22 protein-coding genes are annotated in these 19,302 nt (G+C 39.5%); 17 read left to right on the top strand and 5 right to left on the bottom strand.

The genetic code is table 11. From position 1 onward, the window contains the following. Window positions 1–42: 42 nt before the first annotated feature. From ACIQXV_RS09360 to ACIQXV_RS09350, 3 genes are read left to right on the top strand one after another with little or no spacing between them, the layout of a single operon-like run. Window positions 43–279: a FeoA family protein gene (locus tag ACIQXV_RS09360; RefSeq protein ID WP_402958272.1), complete on the top strand. Its 237-nt coding sequence runs from the start codon at window positions 43–45 to the stop codon at window positions 277–279. Further along, window positions 269–961, top strand: coding sequence for a FeoB small GTPase domain-containing protein (locus tag ACIQXV_RS09355; protein WP_402958109.1), 693 nt, complete (start codon window positions 269–271; stop codon window positions 959–961). Before ACIQXV_RS09360 ends, ACIQXV_RS09355 begins: the two co-directional genes overlap by 11 nt. Then, the gene (locus tag ACIQXV_RS09350) at window positions 962–2,335 is read left to right on the top strand and encodes a nucleoside recognition domain-containing protein (protein ID WP_402958108.1); all 1,374 of its coding nucleotides are present in this window, start codon (window positions 962–964) and stop codon (window positions 2,333–2,335) included. It begins immediately after the preceding gene. Window positions 2,336–2,393: 58 nt separating this feature from the next. Here the strand turns inward: ACIQXV_RS09350 and ACIQXV_RS09345 are convergent, their stop codons facing one another. Further along, window positions 2,394–2,690: a hypothetical protein gene (locus ACIQXV_RS09345; protein WP_402958106.1), complete on the bottom strand. Its 297-nt coding sequence runs from the start codon at window positions 2,688–2,690 to the stop codon at window positions 2,394–2,396. Window positions 2,691–2,827: 137 nt separating this feature from the next. Between ACIQXV_RS09345 and ACIQXV_RS09340 the strand changes: the two genes are divergently transcribed. From ACIQXV_RS09340 to ACIQXV_RS09330, 3 genes are all read left to right on the top strand, one after another. Then, window positions 2,828–3,097, top strand: a complete 270-nt coding sequence (locus ACIQXV_RS09340; protein WP_402958104.1) for a DUF1292 domain-containing protein — start codon at window positions 2,828–2,830, stop codon at window positions 3,095–3,097. Window positions 3,098–3,205: 108 nt separating this feature from the next. After that, on the top strand, window positions 3,206–3,454 hold the full coding sequence (locus tag ACIQXV_RS09335; RefSeq protein ID WP_402958102.1) for a hypothetical protein: 249 nt from the start codon (window positions 3,206–3,208) through the stop codon (window positions 3,452–3,454). A gap of 75 nt (window positions 3,455–3,529) precedes the next feature. After that, entirely contained in the window at window positions 3,530–4,315 is a 786-nt protein-coding gene (locus ACIQXV_RS09330; protein ID WP_402958270.1) for an alpha/beta fold hydrolase, read from the top strand. Between the two features lie 51 nt (window positions 4,316–4,366). Here ACIQXV_RS09330 and ACIQXV_RS09325 read toward each other — a convergent pair whose 3' ends face one another. Next, window positions 4,367–4,906, bottom strand: a complete 540-nt coding sequence (locus ACIQXV_RS09325; protein WP_402958100.1) for a helix-turn-helix domain-containing protein — start codon at window positions 4,904–4,906, stop codon at window positions 4,367–4,369. A gap of 315 nt (window positions 4,907–5,221) precedes the next feature. Here ACIQXV_RS09325 and ACIQXV_RS09320 point away from each other — a divergent pair, with 315 nt between their 5' ends. From ACIQXV_RS09320 to ACIQXV_RS09310, 3 genes are read left to right on the top strand one after another with little or no spacing between them, the layout of a single operon-like run. Continuing rightward, window positions 5,222–5,875 carry an alpha/beta hydrolase gene (locus ACIQXV_RS09320; RefSeq protein WP_402958268.1) on the top strand — a complete coding sequence of 218 codons (654 nt, stop codon included), beginning with the start codon at window positions 5,222–5,224 and terminating at the stop codon, window positions 5,873–5,875. Between the two features lie 26 nt (window positions 5,876–5,901). After that, window positions 5,902–6,324 carry a DoxX family protein gene (locus tag ACIQXV_RS09315; protein ID WP_402958098.1) on the top strand — a complete coding sequence of 141 codons (423 nt, stop codon included), beginning with the start codon at window positions 5,902–5,904 and terminating at the stop codon, window positions 6,322–6,324. Window positions 6,325–6,360: 36 nt separating this feature from the next. Further along, window positions 6,361–7,137, top strand: a complete 777-nt coding sequence (locus tag ACIQXV_RS09310) for a dioxygenase family protein (protein WP_402958096.1) — start codon at window positions 6,361–6,363, stop codon at window positions 7,135–7,137. 95 nt (window positions 7,138–7,232) lie between these two features. Here ACIQXV_RS09310 and ACIQXV_RS09305 read toward each other — a convergent pair whose 3' ends face one another. After that, on the bottom strand, window positions 7,233–7,583 hold the full coding sequence (locus tag ACIQXV_RS09305) for a hypothetical protein (RefSeq protein WP_402958094.1): 351 nt from the start codon (window positions 7,581–7,583) through the stop codon (window positions 7,233–7,235). A 239-nt stretch (window positions 7,584–7,822) separates the two neighbouring features. On the opposite strand from ACIQXV_RS09305, the gene ACIQXV_RS09300 reads away from it, so the two are divergent. Next, window positions 7,823–8,929: a metallophosphoesterase gene (locus ACIQXV_RS09300; protein ID WP_402958092.1), complete on the top strand. Its 1,107-nt coding sequence runs from the start codon at window positions 7,823–7,825 to the stop codon at window positions 8,927–8,929. A gap of 60 nt (window positions 8,930–8,989) precedes the next feature. Here ACIQXV_RS09300 and ACIQXV_RS09295 read toward each other — a convergent pair whose 3' ends face one another. Next, window positions 8,990–10,156 carry a glycosyl hydrolase family 18 protein gene (locus tag ACIQXV_RS09295; protein WP_402958090.1) on the bottom strand — a complete coding sequence of 389 codons (1,167 nt, stop codon included), beginning with the start codon at window positions 10,154–10,156 and terminating at the stop codon, window positions 8,990–8,992. 193 nt (window positions 10,157–10,349) lie between these two features. Here ACIQXV_RS09295 and trhO point away from each other — a divergent pair, with 193 nt between their 5' ends. The 7 genes from trhO to ACIQXV_RS09260 all read left to right on the top strand — a co-directional run bounded on the left by trhO (window position 10,350) and on the right by ACIQXV_RS09260 (window position 18,339). Further along, entirely contained in the window at window positions 10,350–11,297 is a 948-nt protein-coding gene (gene trhO / locus ACIQXV_RS09290; RefSeq protein WP_402958089.1) for an oxygen-dependent tRNA uridine(34) hydroxylase TrhO, read from the top strand. Between the two features lie 146 nt (window positions 11,298–11,443). Beyond that, window positions 11,444–13,231, top strand: coding sequence for an oligoendopeptidase F (gene pepF / locus ACIQXV_RS09285; RefSeq protein ID WP_402958087.1), 1,788 nt, complete (start codon window positions 11,444–11,446; stop codon window positions 13,229–13,231). A gap of 172 nt (window positions 13,232–13,403) precedes the next feature. Further along, a complete protein-coding gene (locus ACIQXV_RS09280) occupies window positions 13,404–14,318 on the top strand; it encodes a hypothetical protein (RefSeq protein WP_402958085.1) in 915 nt (304 codons plus the stop codon). 26 nt (window positions 14,319–14,344) lie between these two features. Then, complete coding sequence (locus ACIQXV_RS09275) at window positions 14,345–14,974, top strand: DUF4129 domain-containing protein (protein WP_402958083.1); 630 nt, start codon at window positions 14,345–14,347, stop codon at window positions 14,972–14,974. Window positions 14,975–14,982: 8 nt separating this feature from the next. Beyond that, window positions 14,983–16,104 carry a DUF4350 domain-containing protein gene (locus ACIQXV_RS09270; RefSeq protein WP_402958081.1) on the top strand — a complete coding sequence of 374 codons (1,122 nt, stop codon included), beginning with the start codon at window positions 14,983–14,985 and terminating at the stop codon, window positions 16,102–16,104. After that, on the top strand, window positions 16,101–17,030 hold the full coding sequence (locus ACIQXV_RS09265) for an AAA family ATPase (protein ID WP_402958079.1): 930 nt from the start codon (window positions 16,101–16,103) through the stop codon (window positions 17,028–17,030). Before ACIQXV_RS09270 ends, ACIQXV_RS09265 begins: the two co-directional genes overlap by 4 nt. Further along, window positions 16,981–18,339, top strand: a complete 1,359-nt coding sequence (locus ACIQXV_RS09260; protein ID WP_402958078.1) for a DUF58 domain-containing protein — start codon at window positions 16,981–16,983, stop codon at window positions 18,337–18,339. The genes ACIQXV_RS09265 and ACIQXV_RS09260 overlap by 50 nt, the downstream gene beginning before the upstream one ends. On the opposite strand, the gene ACIQXV_RS09255 is transcribed toward ACIQXV_RS09260, so the two are convergent. Continuing rightward, window positions 18,317–19,297: a stage II sporulation protein M gene (locus ACIQXV_RS09255; protein WP_402958077.1), complete on the bottom strand. Its 981-nt coding sequence runs from the start codon at window positions 19,295–19,297 to the stop codon at window positions 18,317–18,319. The two genes, ACIQXV_RS09260 and ACIQXV_RS09255, sit on opposite strands and share 23 nt — an antisense overlap. Window positions 19,298–19,302: the final 5 nt, after the last annotated feature.

Below are 19,302 nucleotides of genomic sequence, written 5' to 3'. Positions count from 1 at the left end.
GATTTTGAGAAAGGGGAAAGAGAGATGGATAAACCTAAAACAATGCAATTGGTCCATGGTGAAAAAGGAAATTTGATAAAAATTACTTCGTTAAATTTAGATGGTGTGATGAGAAGAAGATTATTAGATTTGGGATTTGTAAAGGGAGCAACGGTAGAGGTTGTCCGTAAAAGTCCGTTGGGTGACCCAATTGCCTTCCGAGTCAGTCAAACGACCATTGCTCTCCGGAAAGAGGAGAGTTCTAGAATTGAAGGGGAGCTGGTATCTAATGGGGAATGAGTACCGAATTGCGTTAGCGGGTAACCCAAATACTGGCAAAAGTACGTTATTCAATGCCTTAACAGGTCTAAGACAGCATACGGGAAATTGGGCCGGGAAAACCGTTTCCCTTGCACAGGGAAGCGTTCAGTATAAAGATAAAAACTTTCAACTTATTGATCTGCCCGGCACCTATTCGCTGTTTTCAAATTCCACGGACGAAGAAGTGGCGCGAAACTATATCGTTTTTGAAAAACCGGATGTAACACTTGTTGTGTTAGATGCAACTTCATTGGAGCGGAATTTCAATTTGGCATTGCAAGTGTTAGAGATGACCAAAAATGTCGTGATTTGCATTAATTTAATCGATGTCGCCGAACAGCAGGGAATTCAGATTAATGAGCGCTTATTGACAAACCGGTTAGGGGTACCTGTGATCAAAATTTCGGCAAGGAATAAAAAGGGCTTCCCCATGCTCTTAGATACCATTGATCGCATTGTAACTGGAGCAATTGAATGCCATCCCGATCAAATGACATATCCCGATGAAATTGAAGAGAAAATTATGAAGATTGAACCTAAGGTACGCGAAATGGTGGGAAATCAAATTTCTTCCCGCTGGGTTTCTTTAAGATTGCTAGATGGGGATGAGACATTACTAAAGGAAATTGGCAAACGCTTGATGCAGGAGGAGGTTCAGTAAATGAGTATTCAAGAGCTTTATGCTGAGGCGCAGAGCTTGTCAACATCTAAGCTGAGAGATGACATAGTCGAACATCTTTACGACCGCAGCCACACATTATGCCGCGAAGGAATTTCTTATACTCAATCGAAACGGGATACCCGTACAGAAAAACTCGATGCGATTTTTACCTCACCGATTTTCGGTTTCCCGATTATGATTATGATGTTAGGAGTATTGTTTTATTTAACGATCGCAGGAGCGAATATCCCATCATCAATGCTCGCTGAGCTATTTGGGTATATCGAAGGGTATATCACTTCAATGTTTGCTTTCCTTCATGCCCCGGAATGGCTGCATGGAATGCTTGTCCTCGGTTTATATCGGGGAACGACCTGGGTGATCAGCGTGATGCTGCCACCGATGGCGATCTTCTTCCCAACATTCGCCTTGCTTGAAAATTACGGCTATTTACCGCGGGTAGCCTTTAATATGGATCGATTGTTTAAACGGGTTGGGGCACACGGGAAGCAATCATTAACAATGGCCATGGGATTCGGCTGCAATGCTGCAGCGGTTATTTCTACAAGAATCATTGAATCGCCAAGAGAAAGAATGCTTGCGATTTTGACAAACAACTTTGTTCCATGTAATGGCCGCTGGGGAACATTAATCGTGTTGGCGTCCCTATTTATGGCAGCTAATTTTACCGGCGGGTTAAAATCACTTGTCACTACAGGAGTGATTGTTGGAATTGTCATGTTTGGAATCATCGTTACCTTTTTTGTCTCATGGGTGCTGTCTAAAACGGCATTAAAAGGAATTCCGACACATTATACGTTAGAACTGCCGCCATACCGGAAACCAAAGATTTTTGATACAGTCATTCGGTCATCGTTAACAAAATCTTGGTCTGTATTAGTTAGGGCGGTTAAAGTTGCAGCACCTGCCGCAATCCTAACCTGGGTATTTGCTAATATTTACATTGGTGATACCAGTATTTTGATGTATGCAGTGGAATTTTTAGACCCATTTGGAAAACTGCTGGGTCTTGATGGATACATCATGATGGCGTTTATTCTAGGGCTGCCGGCAAATGAAATAGTCCTGCCGATCCTATTAATGGGCTATTTATCAACGGGCTCGTTAACTGAGGTTGATAGCTTAGTTGATTTGAAGAAAATCTTTCTGGATCATGGCTGGACATGGCTCACAGCATTGAATATGATGTTATTTTCTCTCTTACATTATCCGTGCGGAACAACACTGCTTAATATTTATAAGGAAACGAAGAGCAAAAAGTGGACGTTTCTTGCGTTCCTCATTCCAACCGTTATCGCCATTATTGTTCCACTCCTTATTACACAAACAGTGAAAATGCTTGGTATACTATAATAATGAAGAAGAAACCCGTTTATTGGCAAAGCTTATCAGCCAAAAACGGGTTTCTTGTTTATTTTATTTTGCGGATCTCTTCTGTAACAACAAAAGCGAGATCATCATTGCCGAACAATGATAATACACCTAACAGTGTTTCGTTATCCACCTCTCCTGCTTCCACTTTAGGTACGGTCAACTCGATTGCTTCTTTTAAGGCGGGATTTGCAGACTGGCTTGGATATGCCCGCAGATATAATTCTTCTGGATCTAGATCATGATTCACGCACCATTGGGCAAATACGAGAATCATCATTTTTTCTTCCCCTTGGTAGTGTTGAATGATTTTTTCTTCTAACTCTTTTTGACTCATATTTGTTATCTCCTTACATAATCAGATAAAATTAATTATATAAGACTTTTGATGAATATGAAAAATTGTAGGTTAATTTATATTCTTTTTAGAAATACTGTTTTGAGGATCATTTTTTTATGAAAGGAGAGTTATACATGAGTAAAATTGAAGTTGGGGAAATTTTTACGATTAGCGATGAGAATGATGATGAACAGGATGTAGAAGTGTTAGGGGTAATGACGATTGAAGGAATAGATTATGTGGCTGTCGGTTTTGCTGAAGACGTGAAACAAGAAACAGATGAGGATATTGATATTTTCTTTTTAAAAGTTGATGATGATGGGGATTTCTCCGCTATAGAAAGCGATGAGGAATTTGATAAGGTTTCTGCTGCGTTTGATGAAATGATGGATGAGGAAGAGTAAAAAGCGAGAGGGAAAGCCCATATTTTTTTGTTTATTGGAAAAATTATGTATGTATAATCGTCGTTTTGGAATACTAACATGGAGAATTCCATTAAAAGGAGAAAATTCATGTTAATTGAAGAAGGAACCAAATATCAAATTTCGCAGTCAGCGAAGGAATTTTTCAATTCTGCTGAAACGATGACAGTGAAAAGCAATAATGGGGTTACGGTACAATTTATTCTGGGTGACAGCAAGGGCCATGGTTCCATGCCGGTCGAACACTTAGATTATTTATTGAAAAGATCAAATTTAACCCTCATTCCAAATAAAAGATCCTTATTAACTACGGATATAAATGAAGAACAAATTGGATAACAACGATGCATTGCTTCGACATGAGGTAATGCTTTTTTTATAATTGGGTATATACGAAGTGAGGAGTGATGAATGATGAAAACAAAAAGTGTAACATTACCAGATGCGACCATTGCGTATGTTGATCAGGGTGAAGGGAATGCAATCATTCTGCTTCACGGTTTTTGCGGAAGTTCGGGTTATTGGGAAAAAGTCATTCCGGAACTTTCAGAAAGCTACCGCGTAATTGCCCCGGACCTTCCAGGACATGGGGAATCAAGTATTGATAAAGAAAATTTTTCGATTGAGGATTATGCGGACATTATAAAGGGACTTTTAAATCAGTTAAATCTCCAGAAGGTTACGATGTTTGGTCATTCATTAGGGGGCTATATTACACTTGCTTTTGCTGAAAAATATAGCAACCAGTTAAACGGTTTCTCGCTTGTCCATTCGACAGCCTATCCAGATTCGAAAGAGGCGAAAAAGGGCAGGGAAGCAAATGTAGATAAGGTAAAGAATGAAGGGGTAAAGTCACTTATAGATGGTTTGGTTCCAAAGCTGTTTTCACCAGAAAACGTAGAACAGGATTATGTGAAAACTGCAAAAGAAATTGGGTACTTAACCTCAGCCCAAGGGACGATTAGTGCATTATCCGCGATGAAGAATCGGATTGACCGCAATCATGTTTTGGAAACAACTACATTGCCCGTGCTTTTGATTGCGGGTAAACAGGATCAAATCATTCCAGCTGAAAAAACCTTTTCGGTGAGCAGTGAGAACATCAAACAAGAGATAATAAAAAATTCCGGACATATGAGTATGATTGAAAACCATCAAGATCTTATATCGGAAATAAAGGAATATCTATCAACTATTTAAAAATTGAGGGTGCGAGGAACCTGGTTGGTTCCTCGTTTACCTCTGGGATTTCTATAACAAGTCATTAAGTTCTTTATCGGAATGAACGGCAACCAGTACGACCGCTTTTTCATTTCCGATATTTGTAACCGTATGCGGTACACATGCATTCCAACTAAAAGAATCTCCTTGTTCGAGAATAAAGGAGTCTTCACCTTGCTCCGCAAGAACTTTCCCTTCCAATACTAAATGACACTCTTCACCTTCATGTGCATGCGCATCACCAATTGAAGCGCCCGGTGGAAACTTAACACTCGTTAACCGTAACCCGCCTTTAGATGTGATATGCTCGATTTTTAAATTATTTAAAGTAGAGTAAGTTCTTTCGTCTTTTCGAACAACTTGCATATGTTGTTTCTTTTCAAGCAGCAAATAAGGCAGTGGTACATCTAAATAGGTTGCAATGGTTTGCAATGTGTTAATGGATGGGGAGGTGTTGTTATTCTCAACATTGCTAATAAATCCTTTTGAAAGCCCAGTTCCTTCGCACATTTGTGCAATGGTGACTTTTTTTCTATTACGTATTGCCCGAATCTTTGAGCCAATATCCAATTGAACCACCTCAATAGTTTTCTAATATAGAACATATTTACATATTAGCAAAAAAACAATTGACAATCCACTTAATAAATTGTTATTCTATATGCAACAAAGGTTCATATATATAAACACAGAAGGTTTTTTTGTTCATTTGTTTTGTAATATGAATCTTTTTTTACTATTTAAATATAAATGGTCATGCAAGCTCACCTAATGAAGACAAAATTATTTAGATAAAACTAATTTGATTTCATTTGATTAGCTTTGTCATAATGAGCCTACATTATGGTATAAGAAGTGCGCTAACAATTTTTGTTTAAAGAAAGGATGATTTTAGTGAATGCACCGATGATTTATGAACTTCGGACGCCGGCACAACTCGATCCGGAAAAGTCGTATCCTGCATTGTTCATAATGCATGGTATTGGAAGTAATGAACAAAATATGCTGCAAATGGTAGAAGGCTTAGAGGACGAGTTTTTTATTTTTAGTATTCGCGGCCACCTATCACAGCCGCCCGGCTATGCCTATTTTACGATTCAAGGGTATGGCAAACCACATCGAGAAGTGTTCGATGAGGGAATAAATAGGCTTACAAGTTTTATTGACTATGCATTGGATGAATATCCATTGGATGCAAGCCGCTTATTCTTACTTGGTTTCAGTCAAGGAGCAATCCTTTCTATGACCTTAGGATTGACATTAGGAAATCGGATTAAGGGTATTGTTGCTCTAAGTGGGTACATCCCGGCATTTGTAAAGGAAGAGTACAGCATCAAACCAGTCGATGATTTATCCATTTTCATATCTCATGGAGAAATGGATCAGGTTCTTCCGTTTGAATGGGGCACAGCCAATAATGAGTATTTTCGTAAGTTAGGGGCAGATGTAACATTTAAAACCTATCAAGAAGGACATACTGTCTCTTTAAAAAATCACCAAGATTTTATTAATTGGATATTTAATCAATTGGAAAACTAATTAAAATTAACTGGAGGTAAGGTAAAATGTTAAAAAAATTCGAGGCTAGTACATTAATTTTGCGTGTAATATTAGGAATTACGTTTTTTGTTCATGGATTCGTTAAGTTTCAAGGAGGCATTGAGAATATCGTTGGTTGGTTTGATGCAATCGGCTTACCAGGATTCCTCGCATATGGAGTTGCTTTAGTAGAAGTAATTGGTGGTATTGCCTTGATTCTTGGTTTAGGAAGCAGATTTGTTGCTGCTTTACTCGCCCTATTGATGGTAGGTGCAACTCTAAAAGTGAAACTAGCTGTTGGGTTTTTAGGAAATGGTGAAATGGCTGGTTATGAGTTAGATTTAGCTTTACTAGCGATGGCAGTATTTATTGCCATTAACGGCAGTAAGATGTTTGCACTCGATCAGTTCGTGTTTAAAGGACAAAAGACAGATACAACCTCATTATAAAAAGTCAGGATTTTATCCAATTAGGGGGTAAGTTACATGATACCATCTTTGTTTATTGCTCACGGAGCACCGTTATTAGCAATAGAAAATAATGAGTATACACAATTTTTGGATCAGTTGGGTAAAACCATGCCACGTCCGAAGGCGATCATATTGTTTTCTGCCCATTGGGAATCCATTCAGCAAAAAGTAAGTGAAGTCGATTCGTACAGCACTATTTATGATTTCGGCGGTTTCGATCCACAGCTATATCAGATTAAATATCCTGCTAATGGAAATCAGCAGATTTCACAAGAAATTAAGGATTTGTTTAAGGCAAATGGGATCCCGTTTGTGGTAGAATCCGAGCGTGGCCTGGATCATGGTGCGTGGATTGTGCTTCGTTTACTTTACCCGAACGCGGATATTCCCGTCATTTCAATGTCAGTCAATCCACAGCTTAAACCCGAAGAACAGTATAAAATTGGGAAGTCCTTATCGGCTTTAAGAGCCAATGATGTATTAATTATCGGTAGTGGCGGGACAGTTCATAACTTAAGAGCAGTGAAATGGGCAGATAACGAAGTCGATCAATGGGCACTGGAATTCGATGATTGGCTGGCACATCACCTGCAAAATTGGGATGTGGAGTCATTATTCAACTATGATTCACTGGCACCCTATGCCGAATATGCAGTTCCACCATATGGGAAAGAACACTTTATACCCCTTTTCTATGCAATGGGTGCAGCCGATGATGAGCAAAAAGCAACCTTACTGCATCGCAGCTTCCGTTATGGAAATCTAAGTCATAGTGTTTGGCAGTTTGGGTGATTGAAAAGGCATTTTTATTGCCGAAACAGTATGGTTTAATAATTATTATAGTTCAACAAAATTCCCAACCGTTTAATGGTTGGGAATTTTGTTTATTATTCGGCCGGAGCAGTACCAACGAAAACACCATTAATAAAAACATACACAGTTGGAACTCCGTCTGCACTAAAAAACGGTACGCCAACCATTGTTACACCCTCTGCTGGCAATACTACCTCGATTGTATGCGCACCATTCCATTTAAAACCAGATTTTAAAAGTTCTGATTTCTTAGCTTTGAACTCGTCACTGCTGATAAACTTAGCAACAATCTTATTTCTCTCGACACCAGTCAGCGGAATGAGGTCGTGACAACCGCAACTATCATCGTCCGTAACCGCTGGTGTCACATCAGGTTCTGCTGCTTTTGCAGTATTCCCAGTTGTCACAAATAAAGATAAAGCCACCAAAATTCCACATAATACGGTTAGTAATTTCTTCAAGCAAATTCCTCCTTTTTTAAAACTCTCTAATTTGATTCTCTCTTTTTCGACAAACTCCTTCAAAAATCTTGGAAATATTTTAGAAAACTACCAAATTTTATTACAGAATTGTGTCGAACGTGGTGTTAGGCACCAAATGGTTGTGCTTTTTCTGTAAATACGGTCTAATAAAAGGAAGAATTCTAGATAGAGGGGTTCATTGTATGGGTTTTTTTATTGTTGTTTTTGTGGTATACAATTTACTTTTGTTTTATATCGGCTGGAATGGCTGGAAATGGCTGAAAACATTATCGGTTAACAAGAAGTCAATCAAGTACATATATTGGGTCCTTCTACTATTCTTTGCCTATTCGTTTATGCTCGGGCGCTGGTTAGAGGAATTTCAAATCATTACATGGGTTGGTGCCATCTGGTTGGGAATCTTTTATTTTTCGATTTTATTACTCCCGCTCGTTAATCTACTTGTCTTTTTATCGAGATTTACCCGCTTTTCGAAAAGGAATGTAATCAAATGGTCTGGATTTGCCACCGGAATCGCTTTAGGTTGCTTAATGGCTATTGGCATATACAATGCGTACAGCCCAGTTGTTCGGACTTATTCAATCAACATCCCGAAGCAGGCTGAAGGAAAGCAGACAATGAATATTGTAATGGCTTCTGATATGCATTTCGGTGTCCTGTCGGGTGCACATCATGCCAAAAAGCTTGTTAAGCAAATCAATTCTTTAAACCCAGATATAGTATTGTTCCCAGGTGATATTATAGACGATGATGTGAAGCCCTATCTCGAAAAAGGGATTCCGCAAATCTTAAGACAAATAAATGCACCGGTATATGCATCCTTTGGCAATCATGATCGTGATCAAAGTGCTGACTTAGTAAAAGTATTTACGAATAGCGGCATGAACGTTCTGGATGATGAAACAGTGAAATTGGAAAATGGGATTACCTTAATTGGCAGGAAGGATAGAGGATATCAAGATGTTGTCCGCGCTAAACTTGCCGATTTAATGAAGCTAGTGGATGTTACAAAACCAGTGATTTTACTCGAGCACCAGCCATATGATTTCGATATTGCGGAGAAAAATGGGGTTGACCTGATGGTGTCGGGACATACCCATCGAGGCCAAATCGCTCCGATGAACTTGATCACCAATAAAATCTATGAGAATGATTGGGGTTACTTAAAGCGTAGTCAACTTCAATCGATCGTGTCATCAGGATATGGCTTTTGGGGGACACCGATTCGAATCGGCAGCCGCTCGGAAATTGTCCAATTAATGGTTACCTTTAAGCAGAATGAACACTAAATTAAATATTTCAAAAAAAAGCAATACTCTCGAATAATATGAGAGAGTATTGCTTTTCTTTTACCTATTTTTCTTAACTGCATAATATTTGATTGGCTCAGTATTTGAGCCCTTCAATGTATTAAAAATAGTTCCTGTTAAACTATGTGGCCCTTGGGAATCGAGCCCAACTTCCCAGATCATCATCCCGCCGAAGCTGTGAGCTAATGCCAAGTCTGTTTTCTTTTTTATCGTGGCACCGCCGTTATAATAGTAGGTTGTGCCATTCATGCTAACCGTGTCTTTTGAGGCGTTTGCCGGATCTTGGTTTATAATGGCTCCATAGGACACCTGCTTGACTTTTGGATCCTCCGGCTGCGCATAGAACGGAACGCCCAGCACCAATTTTTCTTTTGGCAGGTTATTTTTGTCAAACAAATCTGCCCAATAGTTGACGATTTTCTCTGTAAACGGGTAAGGTGATAAGTTGGCAGCATGATAGCCATCATCCCATTGGCCGTCATAGGCCATAATATTTACATGGTCAACATCCTGGAACATCGACGGTTCATAGACGACAAAGCCAATTTCCGTAAGTGTAACGGCATGAATTTTTGAATAAACCGCAATGGATAACTCTTTATTCTTTGGATGAAGCTGTGCACTCAATTCCTTCGTAAAGGCCGCAAGATTTTCGGCATCTGCTTCCCCGCGGGGATGTTCAAAATCGATATCAATCCCGTCAAGCTGCTCACGATCTACGATACTAGTAAGCTCATTAACTAGCTTTGTCCTTGATACGGGATTAGAAATAGCGGTTTTAAAATACTCATAGGATTCTCCGCCATTTATGTGAAACCATCCGCCAACAGCAAGCATCACTTTGGTGTCAGATTTTTTTGCTTTTGAAACAACTGCCCGTAGGTTTTTTAATGCTGTATCACCATTAAGCAAAATACCTCCGTCCTTTGTCGGATGGGCGAAAGAGAAAATAACATGGGTTAATTTGGAATAATCAACAACGTTTGGATCACGAAAATCCTGAACATACCCGATGAGCACTTTAGATTGTGTTTTTACCACCTTTGGCAACTCTTTAGTCTCCGGTTTGATAGCCGATTTAGGTAGTTGATCTATATGAATTATTTTATTTTTTGTATTGTTAGTGGAGAATAGAACTCCAGTCATGATTCCTCCAATGAAGGTAATCGCTATTACCAGTGACAGGAGGATCGTGCGTTTCTTCATAGGATGGATTCCTCCTTATTTTTGTAACCTATAAAAATTGTAACAGAATTTAGGAGGAGAAAGTGTTGGTAATATTCACCGCAGCCATTGCAAAAAGTTAATACTATTTGAAAACTACTGCTGATTTTTGATATAATAAATAAGTTAATGTTAAAAATAAGTATAATTTTATATAAAGTTTAAGGTGGTAAACATGAATCAAGATTATAGAGTGTTATTGTATTACAAATATGTATCGATAGAGAATCCTGAGGAATGTGTGAATGAACATCGTCAATTCTGTAATGATTTGGGTTTAAAAGGACGAATCATCATCGCAGCTGAAGGAATTAATGGTACGGTGTCAGGCACCATTGAACATACTGACGCCTATATGAAATACATGGATGAGCATCCGCTGTTTGCAGGAACTATTTTTAAAATAGATGAAGCATCAGAGCATGCGTTTAAGAAAATGAAGGTTCGTTACAGACCTGAACTTGTTACTTTACGATTGGAAGATGATGTCGATCCTAATAAGGTAACAGGAAAGCATTTAAAGCCAAAAGAATTCTTTGCCGAAATGCAAAAAGAAGATACGGTCGTGATTGACGCCAGGAATGATTATGAATTTGATTTAGGTCATTTTCGTGGGGCAGTTCGACCAGACATATTGAATTTCCGCGATTTACCTGAATGGATTCGCGAAAATAAGCAAGAATTTGAGGGTAAAAAAATTCTTACCTATTGTACCGGTGGAATCCGCTGTGAAAAATTTTCCGGTTGGCTTCTTAAAGAGGGTTTTGAAGATGTATCACAGCTTGATGGCGGTATCGTAACTTACAGTAAAGACCCTGAGGTTCAAGGTGAATTATGGGATGGCCAGCTTTATGTGTTTGATGAGCGTATTAGCGTCCCCGTGAATCGTAAGGAACATGTCGTAGTTGGAAAAGATTATTTCTCTGGTGAACCTTGCGAACGCTACGTGAATTGCGCCAACCCTGAATGTAATAAAAAAATCCTTTGCTCAGAGGAAAATGAACATAAACACCTGCGCAGCTGTTCTCACGAGTGCAGGGTTCACCCAACGAACAGATATATTGCCGAGCATGGCTTGAGTGAAGAAGAAGTAAATGAAAGATTAATGGCAATCAGGAAATAAGAAACAATATAAGATTGAATCGGGCAGGTCAACCAGTTGACCTGCTTTTGTTTTATCTCAATCCAAAATCTCATATAATAAAGAAGGTGTGAGCATAGCTCAATGAAGCATAAGGACCCTCCCCGCGCTTCCCGGAAAGGAGAAAAATGATGACATATACAAGCAGGAATGAAGTTCCCGCCCATGAAAAGTGGAATTTGGCAGATATCTATGCGGATATTAGCAAATGGGAACAGGATTATCAGATGATTGAAAAAATGACGGATAAACTCAAACAATTTGATGGCGAAATTCACGATGGGCATACCTTGTATCAATATCTTTATCAGAGAGAAGAGCTATCCTTTCATTTTAACAAGGTTTACGCTTATGCGATGTTAAAGGTAGATGAAAACACAAGGGAAATAGAGGCACAAGCCTTGTTAGACCGGGCAAAACAGCTTAGTGTAAAGGTTAGCGCTGCCACATCCTTTTTCATGCCATATTTATTAAATCTGGATGAGGAAACTGTAAAAGGCTACATTTTGGCAGAAGAAAAATTAGCCTATTTTGCTGAAGACTTATGGGAATCGTTCCGTTACAAGAACCATGTGCTTAGTAAAGAGCAAGAAGAACTCCTCTCGCAATTAGGTGAAGCGTTATCCGTTCCAGGCCATACCTTTGGAATGATGAATAACGCTGATATAAAGTTTGGGGAGGTTGCCGGCAATGACGGTGAACGTGTGGAACTTACCCGGGGGATGTATGCAAAATTAATTGAGGATGATGACCGTGAAAAACGCAGAGAAGCATATAAAGCCTACTATCAGCCATATATGCAATTAAAAAATTCGATTGCCTCGACACTTTCGGCAGCCATTAAAAATAATGTTACTCTTGCTCGGATTCGTCAATATCCGTCTGTACTTGAAAAGGCCCTATTTGGCGATAAAGTACCGAAAGAAGTTTATGAAAATCTGATTCAAACGACGAAAAACAATATCGCCCCACTCCATCAATATACTCGGATTCGTAAGGAAAAGTTGAAACTGGATGAACTTCGTCAATATGATATGAGCGTCCCACTCGTTAATGGTGTCAAACAAGTGATTTCGTATGAGGAAGCCTATGAAACTATGTGTAAAGCCTTAGCACCTTTGGGAGAGGAATATATCAGCATTCTTAAGGAGTTTAAGCAAGCCCAGTATATCGACGTTCGCGAAACTCCAGGTAAACGGTCCGGTGCCTACAATCTAGGTGTGTACGGTGTCCATCCGTTTATCCTTCTTAACCACCAAGATGATTTAGATAGTTTATTCACGCTTGTACATGAATGCGGACATGGCGTTCACAGCCGATTGAGTTCGCAGCATCAACCGCAAATTACCGCACGGTACAGCATCTTTGTGGCCGAAGTAGCCTCAACGGTCAATGAAGTCCTAATGATTAACTATTTATTAAACAATGAGAAGAATGATGACATTCGGAAGCATTTACTGAACCACTTTATCGATCAATTTAAAGGGACATTTTTCACTCAAGTCATGTTTGCCGAGTTTGAAACGCTAACGCATGAAATGGCGGAAAAGGGTCAGCCATTAAATGTAGAAGTGTTTAATCAAACCTACGAAAGATTGTTTAGGGAATATAATGGGAATGACGTGGTCTTTGATGAGGAAGTGAAGTATGGCTGGTCGAGAATTCCTCATTTTTATCGCCCGTTTTATGTGTATAAGTACGCAACCGGTTATTCTTCCGCGATCCATTTAGCAACGAAAATTCTTGAAGGGGATAAGAATACACTGCATTCCTATTTGGAGTTTTTAAAAAGCGGCAGTTCAGACTACCCGCTGGAACTGTTGAAAAAGACTGGTGTTGATTTAACAACACCAATCCCAATCGAAAACTCCCTCAAACGATTTGGGGAGCTTGTGGAAGAATTTTCGAACTTATAAGGGAAAATTTATATTGTTTTTAAAAAGCCTAACTCCCATTTTTAGTATAAAACTGGGGTTAGGCTATAATTATCCGTTTTTTTTAACTTTCTGTCCCACATATATCAGAATAATGATAAAATAAGCGGTAATAATAACCATTTTTCACATTCATTCAAGGGGGAATTGCACGTTGGACACAAAGTTTAAAAAGCCAAAAGGATTCGGGGAAATCCTGGATCACACTTTTAGTTTAACTAAAAATCGCTTTAAGGAATTTTTCATGATTTCAATCATTTTTATGGGACCCATCTACTTGATTCAAGCGATTATCCAATTGGCTTCAGGTACTAGCTTTTTTAGGCAGGTTGGAACGGGTAATGATTGGTTTGAGCAAATTCTCTCAGGTTTAGAGGAATCAGGTACGATCAATTCCAGCAATTTAGGAGTAGATATTGGCTTAATTGTGGTCGGTTTATTTAGTGCTCTATTATTCCCGGTTGCTGAGGCGGCGATCCTGTTTGCGATAAATCATATTCGGAAAAATGAAGAATTTACCGTTGGATCTGTTATTAAACAAGCCTTTTCCCGATTTTGGCCAATTCTTGGGAGCGGAATATTATTTGGACTAATCTCGTTAGGAATTATCATTATTCCGATTGTAATTGTTGCTGTCATTGGAGGAATAGTCGCGACGGCGGTGAACCCGATCATCGGTATTCTTTTAGGTATCTTACTATTTTTGTGTGGTGCGATTGGGATTGGACTCTTATTAACCCGCTGGAGTTTTTATTTTGGTTCTGTTGTGCTTGATAAAACATCTCCGGGATTTTCTAGAAGCTGGAAACTTTCAAAAAATCGAACATGGGCTTCGATGGGACTATATATTGTGTTTTACATTATTGTTTCAATAATTAGTGTTGCCGTAGAATTAACATTCGGGCTTCTTTTAGGAAACAGCGTCCTATTAAAGATGATTTCTAATTTGGCAACACTATTTACGACAATGATTTTCTCAGTGGGCTATGGAGTTATGTATCTTGATTTAAAAACAAGACATGATGCCGACGATTTAAAAGAATTGATTGAAGACTATAAAACTATCTAAAAAACCTATTATGTTAGGTGATGATTATGTTAGATGCAAACAAGGCACGAAACGATCTTAAAGAAATTTTAAATTCTCAAGAATATCGGGTTTATTACAACGAATCGAAGGGGTTTATCCAGACCTGGTGGGAAAAAGCAAAAGAATGGTTGGCAGAACAACTGGAAAAGTTGTTCCCCGACATTACATCAGCCAGTAGTGCTTCCGGACCAATCTTAATCGCGATTATTGTGATTGTTATTTTTCTATTAGCCTTGTTGGCATTCTTCCTTTTTCGAAATACGAGACGGAATGTAAAGCTCCGCAAGCAAAAGCCACTTCAATCAATGAAGGAAATAAATTGGACGTTCGAGCGGCATCTTGAACAGGCGGGGAAGTATGAGTCTTCAGCGGAATATACTCTTTCCATCCGCCATTTGTTTTTAGCACTGCTCCTGTATTTTCATGAAAAAGGATGGCTTGAGGCGAGGATATGGAAAACGAATTGGGATTACTATGATGAACTTCGGAAAATCAATCAACAAAACGCCGACCAATTTTACCGGATTGCCCACTTCTTTGATGAAGTGACATACGGGGAACGAACGGTGAGTAATGAGGAATATGTTCAGTTTAAACAGGAAGCAATGAAATGGTTAGGAGAAAGTGAGGAGTAGAGCAGCCGATGAAACCAAAATCAAAGGGTAGGACATGGATTTGGCTCATCGTCCTACTCATCCTATTTTTAACGATAAGTTACTTTTCCTTTTCATCGAAGCCGAGAGTATACCCGAATTTTGTATCTGATTCTCCATCTCCTTCAGGTGTGAAGGCATTTTATACATATCTAAAGAAAGAAAAGGAAGTAATGAGGTGGAAGCATTCACCTGAAATGCTGCCTAAAGGGAAGAAAAATCAATTACTCGTTATGGTTGAACCGTCATTTTATCCTGAAAAAGATGCAATGAAGGATTATGTTAACTTCATGAAGTCTGGGAATACCATTTTGTTATTACAAACCAATCCAAAAGGGATGTTTGATGTAAACACAGAGTTTATCGAACAAAAATCTTCCCCTAACGTATATGATCAGTCACATGCAATGTATCGGGCTGAGATTAGTTCCCCAATCCGTTTGCAAACTATGAAGGAAGATGAGGAATTATTAAGTAGTCTTAATGAAACTGTTGCGCTTAAACGTTCTTATGGTGAAGGTCATTTAATTGTTGCGATTACTCCTGAATGGCTGACAAATGAAAACCTATTAAAAGATGATCATTTACCACTTCTTATTTATCTACTAAATAAGAGTCATGCACAGTCCTTTTTGTTTGATGAATACATTCATGGCGGGGAGAACACCTCCACAATTTGGACCGTCTATCCAATGTGGTTTTTACTCTTTGTTATACAAGGAATTTTAGGCATGGTCCTTTGGCTTTGGTTTCAAGGTAAAAGATTCGGACCCATTTTTATCCCAAGGGAAGAATCAGTTCGATTTAGTGATGAAGGCATCCAAGCAATTGCTGCCTGGTACCTTAGAGGCAAACGTTACCATGATTCCTTACTGATCCAAGCCGATTATGTGAAGCTCCTTCTACAAGAACACTGGCAAATTCCATACAGCAGAGAATGGCAGGATCTTTCTAGTTATTTTGAGAAAAGATGGACTAACATGCCCACTCATGAGATTAAATCATTTCTAAGCGGATTGGTTAACATGCTTGAAAAAGAAAAAATAAGTAAACAGGAATACCTATTTTGGTCAAGAAAATTGGAGCATTTACGAAAAGAGGTCGAAGCATGAAAAAAGAATTAACATCCTTTTTAGAAAAATATGAGGAGCGGATTATTGGTCAGAGACTTAATTTAAGGCTTTTGTTGTCCGCTATTTTAACCGGGGGACATGTACTTTTGGAAGGCGTACCAGGCACAGGCAAAACGCAAATGGTGCGAACACTGGCAGGACTCTTAGGCGGCGGATTTAACCGGATTCAGTTTACACCGGATTTACTGCCAAGTGATATCACAGGCAGCATGATCTACAATATGAAAGAAAGTACATTTCAAACATTGAAGGGGCCTATTTTCACGAATATCCTGCTAGCTGATGAAATCAACCGGACGCCGGCAAAGACCCAGGCAGCATTATTAGAAGCGATGGAGGAAAAGCAAGTGACCATCCAAGGTGAAACGTATCCATTACCAGAGGTATTCTTTGTTGTCGCGACGCAAAACCCGATTGAATTTGAAGGAACATACCCGTTGCCGGAAGCACAGCAGGACCGTTTCTTGTTTAAGCTGAAAATTGAGTTTCCAACCTTTGAGGAAGAGAAAACTGTATTAAGACATGTGATCGAAAACAGTTTTGACGAGAAACGAGTTTCCTCTATTTTAGACATGGACACTTTTTTACGGATTAGAAAAGAAATTGAAAAAGTGACGGTTAGCGAGAATGTGCTGGACTATACGATGCAGATTGTCAGGAAAACACGTGATACCGAAGCCATTCGATACGGTGCGAGTACAAGGGCGGGGATCTCGATTGGAAAAGCGGCACAAGCATGGGCATACCTGACCGGTCGTGATTATGTAACGCCGGACGATATCAAAATGGTTGCCAAACCGGCACTGAGTCATCGTATTCAGTTATCCCCACACGTAGAATTGGAGGGAGCAACCGTTGACCAAATCATTGAAGAGCTTGTGGGCTCGGTTCCTGTTCCAAGATAGAGGAATCCTGCCAACCAAACGACTATTACTGCTGTTTCTCGTTCTCTCATTTGCATTATTAATTGGAACCGGGCGAGGATTGACGTGGGGATACGTCATAACTATAAATGTCTTGGTATTTTTCATTAGTTTTGTAGATTTACTTTTTTCACCAAAAGAAAACCAGCTGACCTTTCAACGAATAATACCTGTTGAATTTGAAAGGGGTATTTCCTATCCAGTAATGATTGATGTGAAAAATACCTCTTCCTACCCGCTTACCTACCGGATGATCGACGGGTTGCCAGAGTCATTTAAGCGGCCGTTTCCTCTCGGTGGAAACATACCAAAGGAAACAACAGTGGAGATCTCGTATGATACGATCGCCCATGTAAGAGGAAAATACAATTTCAGTAAGCTTTATTTTCGGTATACAAGTCTACTTGGTTTATGGGAGAAACAAACAACCATTGAACTAGAAGAATCAGTGAAAGTTATTCCGGATTTAACCGAAACAAAGCAATATTTGGAAAATGCACAGCAATTTTTAAAATACGAAGGGCTAAAGATTCGCAGACAGCGAAGTGGTGTGGGTGATTTTTCCAAGATAAGAAGTTATGTGGTCGGGGACGATCCCCGGAAAATCAACTGGCGGCAAACGGCCAAGCTTCAAGAAGTGATGACGAATGAATACGAACCAGAGCACGGGAAGTATATTACAATTTTACTTGATTGTGGAAGAATGATGGGGGCTGAATTGAAGAAAGGAAACAGGCTAGAGAAGTCGTTGGAAGCAGCAATGACCGTTGCCGCAGCAGCTCTCCAAAAAGGTGATTATGTTTCTGTCCTTGCCTTTTCAAAGGACATTAAAGTATTTGTCCCGCCGGCTAAAGGAATGGCACACTTGCAAACGATTCTCCAAGCAATCTATCATCTGCAAGTGGATGCAGCTGAATCCAATTATGCGGCAGTGCTGCAATATTTAGAATTGGTTCAAAAGAAACGAAGTCTTTTACTATTATTTAGTGATGTCCGAACCTTTCTCCATGAGGAAAGCGCTTTAATCTTATTAAAACGGCTTCGGCAGAGGCATTTATTTTTCATGATTGGAATCGAAGATCAAACGCTCAATAGGAGAGTCAATGAAGAGCCGATTACAGTACAAGCAGCGATGGTGAAAAGTATTGCCCAGCAGCAGCTCCTATTGAAGAAACGAGAAAAAAGCAAATGGGAAAAACAAGGCCTCCAAATGATTGAGGCCCGTGAAGAAAAGCTGGCGATTGCAGCCGTTTCGCATTATATCGATATTATGAATCAAAATCTACTCTAGCTTTGGATTTATATAGGTTTACCTTTCCGATTACGACATAAAGAACTAAGCCAATCACCGTAAGGAAAGCAACGATATATTTTGCCTCTAAAGAAATCGCTGCCGGGGTGATGAAGCCTTCTATGACTCCGGCGATGACAAACAACGGAATCGTTCCTAGCAGTAGCTGGACCGAGCGTTTCGCATGGTGTTTTAATTGGTAACCTCTTGAGTATTGGCCCGGAACAAAGAGCTTATAGCCCATTAACAGTCCGGCACCGCCGGCGATAAAGATGGCTGTAAGCTCGATTATTCCGTGGGGTACGATATAGGCCCAAAAATCATAGGATTTCTCATGATGCCAAAATAGGGCAGCAAGTGCGCCAATAATGATCCCGTTATAAATGAGCAAATAAACAGTTACAAGCCCAAATGTAATCCCGCCGGCAAAGGCAAAGATAGCTACCTTGATATTGTTGGTCATAATGCTGGCCGACATAAGAGAAGAGTCGACCGCATCATGTCCCTTTCCGAGCTGGTCGGGATCGACACCCTGAGCAATTGCCGCCGGAAGGATGGCATAGATATGCAGCGGATCGTTTACGACAGCGATAAAGCTCCCTACAGCACCAATGAGAAAAAGAATCATCGCAGCGGCAACAAATTTCCATTGTTCAACCAATAAACCAATAAATGTAGTGCTGAAAAATTGGCGAATTTGTTTGAAACTGGATACTTGATCTTTATACAACAGGTTATGTGATTTTGAAACAAGTCCATTTAAGTACCCTGTAACTTCATCATTTGGGAAGTAGGTTTGACTGTAGGAAAGATTCTGCGCTGTCTTTTGATAGAGTCGGTGGTACTTTGTGATCGTATCACCTGTAATAGCATTACGGCGCTTACTCATGGTTACGATCAATTGCTCTAGTTGTTTCCATTCCTCACGATGCATTTTGACGAATTGCTTTACATTCATTTTTA

The organism is Neobacillus sp. NPDC097160 (assembly GCF_044762155.1).
GTDB lineage: Bacteria > Bacillota > Bacilli > Bacillales > Cytobacillaceae > Neobacillus.
This window is presented reverse-complemented; position numbering and strand designations above follow the sequence as displayed.

Excerpts from the sequence above, each read along its gene's own strand:
- ACIQXV_RS09360 (WP_402958272.1), top strand. The coding sequence starts at position 43 with ATGCAATTGGTCCATGGTGAAAAAGGAAATTTGATAAAAATTACTTCG.
- ACIQXV_RS09355 (WP_402958109.1), top strand. The coding sequence starts at position 269 with ATGGGGAATGAGTACCGAATTGCGTTAGCGGGTAACCCAAATACTGGC.
- ACIQXV_RS09350 (WP_402958108.1), top strand. The coding sequence starts at position 962 with ATGAGTATTCAAGAGCTTTATGCTGAGGCGCAGAGCTTGTCAACATCT.
- ACIQXV_RS09345 (WP_402958106.1), bottom strand. The coding sequence starts at position 2,690 with ATGAGTCAAAAAGAGTTAGAAGAAAAAATCATTCAACACTACCAAGGG.
- ACIQXV_RS09340 (WP_402958104.1), top strand. The coding sequence starts at position 2,828 with ATGAGTAAAATTGAAGTTGGGGAAATTTTTACGATTAGCGATGAGAAT.
- ACIQXV_RS09335 (WP_402958102.1), top strand. The coding sequence starts at position 3,206 with ATGTTAATTGAAGAAGGAACCAAATATCAAATTTCGCAGTCAGCGAAG.
- ACIQXV_RS09330 (WP_402958270.1), top strand. The coding sequence starts at position 3,530 with ATGAAAACAAAAAGTGTAACATTACCAGATGCGACCATTGCGTATGTT.
- ACIQXV_RS09320 (WP_402958268.1), top strand. The coding sequence starts at position 5,222 with ATGATTTTAGTGAATGCACCGATGATTTATGAACTTCGGACGCCGGCA.
- ACIQXV_RS09315 (WP_402958098.1), top strand. The coding sequence starts at position 5,902 with ATGTTAAAAAAATTCGAGGCTAGTACATTAATTTTGCGTGTAATATTA.
- ACIQXV_RS09310 (WP_402958096.1), top strand. The coding sequence starts at position 6,361 with ATGATACCATCTTTGTTTATTGCTCACGGAGCACCGTTATTAGCAATA.
- ACIQXV_RS09300 (WP_402958092.1), top strand. The coding sequence starts at position 7,823 with ATGGGTTTTTTTATTGTTGTTTTTGTGGTATACAATTTACTTTTGTTT.
- ACIQXV_RS09295 (WP_402958090.1), bottom strand. The coding sequence starts at position 10,156 with ATGAAGAAACGCACGATCCTCCTGTCACTGGTAATAGCGATTACCTTC.
- trhO (WP_402958089.1), top strand. The coding sequence starts at position 10,350 with ATGAATCAAGATTATAGAGTGTTATTGTATTACAAATATGTATCGATA.
- pepF (WP_402958087.1), top strand. The coding sequence starts at position 11,444 with ATGATGACATATACAAGCAGGAATGAAGTTCCCGCCCATGAAAAGTGG.
- ACIQXV_RS09275 (WP_402958083.1), top strand. The coding sequence starts at position 14,345 with ATGTTAGATGCAAACAAGGCACGAAACGATCTTAAAGAAATTTTAAAT.
- ACIQXV_RS09270 (WP_402958081.1), top strand. The coding sequence starts at position 14,983 with ATGAAACCAAAATCAAAGGGTAGGACATGGATTTGGCTCATCGTCCTA.
- ACIQXV_RS09265 (WP_402958079.1), top strand. The coding sequence starts at position 16,101 with ATGAAAAAAGAATTAACATCCTTTTTAGAAAAATATGAGGAGCGGATT.
- ACIQXV_RS09255 (WP_402958077.1), bottom strand. The coding sequence starts at position 19,297 with ATGAATGTAAAGCAATTCGTCAAAATGCATCGTGAGGAATGGAAACAA.